The sequence below is a fragment of the Amycolatopsis sp. MEPSY49 genome, from assembly GCF_051337345.1.
Lineage (GTDB): Bacteria > Actinomycetota > Actinomycetes > Mycobacteriales > Pseudonocardiaceae > Amycolatopsis.
Genome location: NZ_JBDLYJ010000020.1, coordinates 146,783 through 153,614, shown reverse-complemented (window position 1 = coordinate 153,614; position 6,832 = coordinate 146,783). Strand labels below are relative to the sequence as shown.

The 6,832-nt window shown below is 71.7% G+C and carries 8 protein-coding genes and 1 pseudogene; 5 read left to right on the top strand and 4 right to left on the bottom strand.

The features are described 5' to 3' along the window. Positions 1–614: alpha/beta fold hydrolase (locus ABFJ78_RS46920; protein WP_436393956.1), on the bottom strand; the 614-nt coding region annotated here is incomplete at its 3' end. Next, positions 614–982: a DUF1330 domain-containing protein gene (locus tag ABFJ78_RS46915; protein WP_436393955.1), complete on the bottom strand. Its 369-nt coding sequence runs from the start codon at positions 980–982 to the stop codon at positions 614–616. The genes ABFJ78_RS46915 and ABFJ78_RS46920, both read right to left, overlap by 1 nt. Before the next feature lie 72 nt (positions 983–1,054). Here ABFJ78_RS46915 and ABFJ78_RS46910 point away from each other — a divergent pair, with 72 nt between their 5' ends. The 4 genes from ABFJ78_RS46910 to ABFJ78_RS46895 all read left to right on the top strand — a co-directional run bounded on the left by ABFJ78_RS46910 (position 1,055) and on the right by ABFJ78_RS46895 (position 4,492). Continuing rightward, the gene (locus tag ABFJ78_RS46910) at positions 1,055–1,654 is read left to right on the top strand and encodes a TetR/AcrR family transcriptional regulator (RefSeq protein WP_436393954.1); all 600 of its coding nucleotides are present in this window, start codon (positions 1,055–1,057) and stop codon (positions 1,652–1,654) included. 90 nt (positions 1,655–1,744) lie between these two features. Beyond that, complete coding sequence (locus tag ABFJ78_RS46905) at positions 1,745–2,533, top strand: hypothetical protein (RefSeq protein ID WP_436393953.1); 789 nt, start codon at positions 1,745–1,747, stop codon at positions 2,531–2,533. Positions 2,534–3,237: 704 nt separating this feature from the next. After that, positions 3,238–4,119, top strand: a complete 882-nt coding sequence (locus ABFJ78_RS46900; RefSeq protein WP_436393952.1) for a hypothetical protein — start codon at positions 3,238–3,240, stop codon at positions 4,117–4,119. A 1-nt stretch (position 4,120) separates the two neighbouring features. Continuing rightward, positions 4,121–4,492 (top strand): hypothetical protein, encoded by a 372-nt coding sequence (locus tag ABFJ78_RS46895; protein WP_436393950.1) that lies wholly within the window; start codon positions 4,121–4,123, stop codon positions 4,490–4,492. Between the two features lie 80 nt (positions 4,493–4,572). On the opposite strand, the pseudogene ABFJ78_RS46890 reads toward ABFJ78_RS46895, so the two are convergent. Both ABFJ78_RS46890 and ABFJ78_RS46885 read right to left on the bottom strand, forming a co-directional pair. After that, positions 4,573–4,939 (bottom strand): annotated as a pseudogene (locus tag ABFJ78_RS46890) (DUF5134 domain-containing protein). Positions 4,940–5,085: 146 nt separating this feature from the next. Then, positions 5,086–5,697 (bottom strand): PepSY domain-containing protein, encoded by a 612-nt coding sequence (locus ABFJ78_RS46885; RefSeq protein WP_436393949.1) that lies wholly within the window; start codon positions 5,695–5,697, stop codon positions 5,086–5,088. A gap of 200 nt (positions 5,698–5,897) precedes the next feature. On the opposite strand from ABFJ78_RS46885, the gene ABFJ78_RS46880 reads away from it, so the two are divergent. Continuing rightward, the gene (locus ABFJ78_RS46880; protein WP_436393948.1) at positions 5,898–6,656 is read left to right on the top strand and encodes an SDR family oxidoreductase; all 759 of its coding nucleotides are present in this window, start codon (positions 5,898–5,900) and stop codon (positions 6,654–6,656) included. The last annotated feature ends 176 nt before the right edge of the window (positions 6,657–6,832 follow it).

Below are 6,832 nucleotides of genomic sequence, written 5' to 3'. Positions count from 1 at the left end.
TGCGCTTCGGTCCCGACCACGTGGTCGGCCGTGGCCAGGATGGCGAGCCCCGGCCGGACCGCCGCGCGTTCCAGCGGCAAGCCCAGCCCGGGCTCGCCGGCGGACCGGTACACGGTCAGCACCGCCCGCCCCATCGCCTCGTTCTGCCCCGCCGCGACGCGGGCCGCGACGGCCCGGCCCATCCCCCGCTCCACCAGCACCGCTGTCCGCGCTTCCACCGTGCCGCCGAAGCGCGCCGCGACGTCGGCCTCGCCGGCGCCGGGCGTCCGCCAGCGGCGGGCGAGTTCGTGCCACTCGTAGCCCGGGTCGTACATCCCCAGCGCGTCGCTGACCCAGCTGCGGACGAGGTCCGGGCGGCTCAGCACGACGTTGACGACGTGCCCGCCGCCGAGGTCGTGGCCCACCAGGTCCACCGGCTCGCCGAGCGCTTCCAGTTCGCCGATCAGCCAGTCGCGGTAGTCGGCGCGGGTGGCACCGAACCCGGCGGGCATCGGTGCGCCGAAACCGGGCGGCGACAGGCAGACCAGATCCGAACGCGACGGCGCGAGCTCCGCCAGCAGCAGATCCCACACCGCCGCCGTCTCCGGGTTGCCGTGGACGAACACCGCGGGCATCAGACCGCCACCGGCGTCGTCGGCTGCAGGACCGCCTCCACCAGTGCCTCGGTGCGCAGGTGGGTGATCGCCTGGTACTCGGGGTCGCGCACCATGGCGGCGAAGGCCCGCCGGTCCGGATAGCGGACCAGCACCACCATGTCCCACGCTTGCCCGTCCTCGGCGACGAGCGCCGGCCCGCCGGTGCCGAGGTACTCGACCTTCAGGCCGTAGCGGGGGTTGAGTTCGCGGCGCAGGGCTTCGGCGTAGCGCTGATAGCTTTCGCGGCCGCCGTCCGGGCGGAACCGCAGCAGGTTGAGCATCACGACCGGGCCGCCCGGGTCGTCGGCGAGCAGGGCGTCGAGGGCGTGTTCTTCGACTTCGATCATCAGTACCTCCTGGGACCCCACTGTACACATACTTGTTGAACAACACGCAAGTTGATTTGCTACGCTCTGCCCATGCCTCCCGCCCGCCGCACCCAGCAGGAACGCCGCGACCAGGCCGAAGCCGCCCTGCTGACCGCCGCCGCCGAACTCGTCGTCGAACAGGGCGTCCGCTCACTGACACTCGCCCGCGTCGGAGAGCGCGCCGGCTACAGCCGCGGCATCGTGACCCACCACTTCGGCGGGAAGCAGGCACTGGTCGAACGGCTGGCGCGGGCCACGCAAACCGGGTTCGTCCCGGGCTTGGAGGACCTGCCACCCGGTCTCGACCGCCTCCTGCGGCTGATCGACGGCTACCTCGGCGAGCTCGGCCGGATCGGCGTGTTCAACCAGGCTTTCCTGCTGCTGTGGGCGGAAGCCGCCACCCAGCCGGACCTGGCCCCGATCTTCCGCGAGCGGGACACCGCCTTCCGCGCGGACCTGCGAGAAGACATCGAGGCCGGCATCGCGGACGGCACCATCGACGCGGATGCGAGCGCGGACGAGGTCGCGACCGCGGTCGTCGGGCAGCTACGCGGGATCGCACTGCAGCGACTGCTCGATCCGGAAAGCGTCGACACCGAGGCGTTGCGCCGAAGCGTCACCGGCCAGTGGCGCCGCGCCCTGACTCCGTAGGCCCGGCACCCTCCACTGCCGCGGGCAAACCAGATGACCTCGTTCCGGCCGGGCGCTAGTCTCCAGTGGACAGTGAAACAGGGGGAAATCGTGTCCAGCCACTTCGAGGCAATCGGAATCCGCGTCACCAGCAAGGAGGACTTCAGGGAGCGGGTGGTCTCCTTGATCGGCGCGGGCACAGCGCGGCAGATCACCGCGAAGACGAGCGAGCAGGTTTGGACCGATCCCTCCGGCGCCCGGCTGGTCGCCCAGATCCGCACCGGCAAGATCGAGTTCCTCCTGCCGAGCCTGGCCGGGGCGACGCCCCCGGTACCGGTGCGCGACGTCCGCCTCGTCGACGACGAGACCGCGATGCTCGACCTCCTCGACGGCGTCGACGGGGAGCTGGTCTGCCCCATCGCGGTGGAACTGGAGGACCGGGCGGTCCTCGCCCACTTCGGCGGGCGGCTCGAGAGCGGCTCCCTGGTGCTGGCGGCTCTGGCCGAAGACGTCACCGTGCACGCCGACGCCGAGGCGTACTTCGCCTCCCAAGACGACGACAAGCCGAAGTTCGCCGCCGACCACTTCATCCCGTCCGGAACGTTCGCGCTCGCAGAGCCCTCCTCCGGCTGGACGCCCTCCGCCCACGCGCTGTTCGCCGGCGAAGTCATCGAGGTCGAGACGCCCGTGAACACCGCGACCGGCACGGCGTTCCACCGGATCCGGGTCCGCACCATCGCCGCGATCGAACTCGGGGTCGCGATCGCGACAACCGACCTCGAGCGGCCACCCGCACGCGGCAACATCGTGGCCGGAACCTTCTTCCTGACCGGAAGACTGGGACTGCGGCCGACCGGCCCCGCGGAAAACCCGAAGCGACGGCGCTGGTTCCGACGATAGTCGCCGCTGTCGCGATCACCCGTCGAAACGGAAGTACACCGTGCGGTGGTAGTCGCCGGTGGCGGCGTTCGGGCGGCTCTCCGGGCCCAGCGGCGGAAAGCCCGAAACGGCGTCTTGCCGCGGCTGCGGCGCGCTGAAAAGCTGCCGGCAGCCGAACGGGAGAGGGTTGCCATGCGCGGGCTTCGGAGCTGGTGGGTCCGGTGGCGGGGGTGGTGGCTGCTGGTCGCGGCGGCCACGGTGGCGGCGGTGCTGGCCGCGCTCGGCAAGGCCTGCCCCGGGACGCTGGCCGCGGCCGCCGTCGCGGCGAGCGGGGTGGTCGCCGCCGTGCTCTCCGACCGCGGAAAGGGGGTCTGCGAGGTCGCGGTGGCCGAAGACGAGGGGTCCTGCGGTCGAGGAGACACTAAACCGTTCCGGCCGGTCGAGCGTGAACCCCTCACCCGAACACGCACCCCGGAGGAACGACCATCAGCACCGATTTCCAGGCCGACCCGGACGCGATCCGGAAGCTCGGCGCGCTCGCCGGGCGGGCGGGCTCCGCGGCCGGCCTCTACGCGGCGGCGGCCACCGACGGCCCGAACGAGCTGGGCGAAGGGCTGCTGGTCAACCTCCTCGCCCAGCCGCTCGACCAGTGGCAGGCGCTCTGCCTCGCCAACGACCGCAAGGCCGAGTCGCTGGCCGACGCCTTCGACACCGCGCTCGTCGCCGTGGCCAAGCTGTACCGCGAGACCGACCACGAGGCCGCGGCGAAGGCCGACCGGTCCTACCCGGACGCGCACTCCGAGCGGATCGCCGCCGACGACGTCGTCTCCCCGGAAACCGCCGCGGCCTTCACCGACTTCGACAACGCGTCCCTCAACCCCCGGACCCTCGAGCCGTACCCGGGGTCGCTCAACCCGGCCGAGGACGCGTTCGGCGGCTGGAACATCGAGCTGCAGCGCATCGCGGACAAGATCGCGGGCGGGGCCTCGATCTCCGGGCCGGTGCGCGGGCTGCTGACGAAGATCGTCGGAACCGACCTGCTGACGCTGGTCGAGAAGCTGGTGGCCGGCGACTGGGACCTGCTGCTGCGCCAAGGCATGGTGTTCGAGGACACCGGGCTCGCGTTCGGCAAGATCAAGCAGAACATCGACCGCGGCCGGCTCGGCATCCAGGACCGCTGGACCGGGCACGCCGGCGAAGCCGCGCGCGCGTGGCTCACCGACTATTCGTACGCGTGCGCCGCGCACGCCAAGTTCTGCACGGCCGCCGGCTGGAAGATCAAGAACTTCGCCCGCGCGGCCTACGACGCCATGCAGGCCCTCGACATCGCCCTCGAGTCCCTGCTGGATTCGGCGCTCAGCAAGGTGCTGAAGATCGGGAAGGCCCTGGAGCTGGCCCTGCTCGGCATCGTCGGCCTCGGCGACGGCGAGTCCGTGCGGCAAGCCATCGCCGGAATCCTGGCCGAGGCCAGCCCGCTGCGCGCCGCCATCGACACGCTCACCACGCTGGCGCACACGGTCGCGTCGGTGTCCGAGCTGGTGGCGGGCAACGGCGAAATCGCCGCCCAGGCCTGGCCCGGCGAACCCTACAAGCACCCGGGGACCTGACGTGGAAACCTCACCGTGGCGCACCGAGCAGGGCCGGCGCGCGAGGCACAACCAGCTGGTCCTGCTGGCTCGCGGCGACGGCGACCTGGCCGACTTCGCCCGCGACGTCCTGGCCGGCCGGGCGAAGCCGGAGGACCTGCTCTACCGGTCCTACCTGAGCGAAACGACCCTCCGCACGGCACACGCGGAGATCGACGCGTGGAACGCCCTCCCCGAAGCCGAACGACAGGCAGCCGTCGACGGGGCCGAAGGCCGCACCCGGGCGGAGATCGCCGCACTCGCGGCGCTCGACCTGTCGCAACCGGCCCCGGACGTCGACGACGATGACGATGATCACGACTTCGGCGCGGAGTTCCTGAACTCGTTGCGGTGAAAGAAGCTCACCGCAACGACAGCCACAGGTCTGGCGATCGGCTGTGTCCTCATCGGACGCTTGGCCGAGGACAGGGGAACTCAAGCCATGGTCAGCAGCATCAGCCCCATGCCCAGCGCCATCACCCCGTTCGCTCCCCCACCCAGCGACCGCAACGCCGGCCGCGAGGCTCGCGCGTCGTCGATCGCCCGGGCCAGGAACCCCAGCCCCGCCACGACGAACACGACGACGAGCACCAGCGCGACGACCGTGACATCGAGCGGGGCGGCGCTCCCCGCCGCCGGCGCGGACATCGACATGCCGGCCATCCCCGGCATCTCCACGGTGCCGCCGGGGCCCGCCACGGCGCCCATCGCCCGGGGCATCACGAAGGAACCAGACGGCGGCCAGCGCGAAGAACACGGTCTGCGGCCACCGGGCGACGCTCGTCGTCGCCGGCCACGCCATCGCGACCATCGCCGCGCACATCACCACGTGCAGCACATCGCCTGCCCGGTCGCGAGCGCTCCCCGCCCGCAGGCAGCGGTAGGCACAGAACGCGCCGGTCAGGAAGAACAGCGCGGTGACGATCCAGCGCAGACCTTCGGCGGTGATCATGCCGGCACCTTTCGCCGACGCAGCTCGAGCAGCCCGTCCAGGATGAGGAAACCCAAGAGCGACAGGCCGAACAGCGGCAGGTAATAGCCGACCACGGCCACGACAACCAGCGCGCGCGCCAGCACGCGGCCCGGGACGCGCCGCCACGTACCGCGTGCCGGCGGCCGGCCGAACTTCGCCTCGCCCCGGGTCGGGCGCCGCAGCCACCACATCCGGTAGCCCCAGCCGATCACGCAGATCAGCGCGACCGCGAGCACCGTCAGCACGATCTGGTTCCAGACACCGAACAGGAAGCCCATGTGGGCGTCGATCCCCCACGTGCTCAGCTTGGCCGCGAGGTGGTAGTCCGCGAACTCCAGCGTGTCGGTGACGGTCCCGGTCGCCGGGTCGACGGCCATCGAATCCGCCCGCACGGGCCAGCTGCGACCGACCTGCGCGACGACGTAGGCCTTGCCGGGGCCGGCCGGCGGCCGGATCTCCACCGGATCGGCCAGCCCCGCCCGGACCGTCGCCTCGCGCACGGCATCGAACCCGACATCACGACCGGCCGATGGCGGAGCGGCGGCCGACACCGACGGGGCGTTGTCGAGCTGCCTGGTCGTGTCCAACAGCCTGCGCCTCACCCGCTTCCGCGGCACCACCGCCCGGGAGGCCCTCGCGGACAAGCCGTGATGGTCGGCATCGTCCTGGCGGCGGAGATCCTCGATCGGTTTGTCGCACCCTGGGCTGTCACAAACCGGGAGCCCGTCCGGTCCTTGCTGGCGAACGACGTCCCGGAGCGGCCGGGACGCGGGAGGAGAGGCACCCCATGAAGATCGTCGTGATCGGCGGCAGCGGGCTGATCGGCTCGAAGCTCGTCCGGAAGCTGGCCGCACACGGCCACGAAGCGGTCCCCGCGTCACCCGATTCGGGTGTGAACACGCTGACCGGCGAAGGACTCCCCGAAGTGCTGGAAGGCGCCCAGGTCCTGGTCGACGTCTCGAACTCGCCCTCCTTCGCCGACGACGCCGTGCTGGACTTCTTCCGCACCTCCACCGGGAACCTGCTCGCCGCCGAGGAGAAGGCCGGGGTGGGGCACCACGTGGCGTTGTCGGTCGTCGGCACCGAGCGGCTCGCCGAAAGCGGTTACTTCCGCGCGAAGATCGTGCAGGAGAAGCTCATCAAGGAGTCCGGGCGGCCGTACTCGATCGTGCACGCCACGCAGTTCTTCGAGTTCGTGGGCAGCATCGCCCAGGCGGCGACCGAGGGGAACACCGTGCGCCTGTCGGACGCCCGCATCCAGCCCATGGCCGCCGAAGACGTGGCCACCGCGGTCGGCCGGGTCGCCGCCGGCACACCGCTGAACGGCACCGTCGAGGTCGCCGGTCCGCAGCAGTTCGGGCTCGACGAGCTGATCCGCACCGGGCTGGCCTTCCGCGGTGACCCCCGCGAGGTCGTCACCGACCCGGACGCGCGCTACTTCGGTGCCCTGCTGGACAAGGACATGCTCCTGCCCGGCCCCGGCGCGCAGCTGGCAGCCACCCGGTTCGCCGACTGGCTCCCGCTCAACCCGCCGCCGGCGAAGTGACCACGACCGAGCAGCAGATCGCCACATCGGTCCTCAGTCGGCGAGCGGTTCATGGCCCGGTACGACCCCGACCCGACTGGAACTGTCCACTCGCGACAGAGTGGCGCCGGCGGCCTACACCGAGATCAACGAGGCCGGGGGACGCGCCTCGCGCGCCGTCTCGGTCGCCGGCGCCG

Coding starts and splice junctions, on each gene's coding strand:
- ABFJ78_RS46915 (WP_436393955.1), bottom strand. CDS start 982: ATGATCGAAGTCGAAGAACACGCCCTCGACGCCCTGCTCGCCGACGAC.
- ABFJ78_RS46910 (WP_436393954.1), top strand. CDS start 1,055: ATGCCTCCCGCCCGCCGCACCCAGCAGGAACGCCGCGACCAGGCCGAA.
- ABFJ78_RS46880 (WP_436393948.1), top strand. CDS start 5,898: ATGAAGATCGTCGTGATCGGCGGCAGCGGGCTGATCGGCTCGAAGCTC.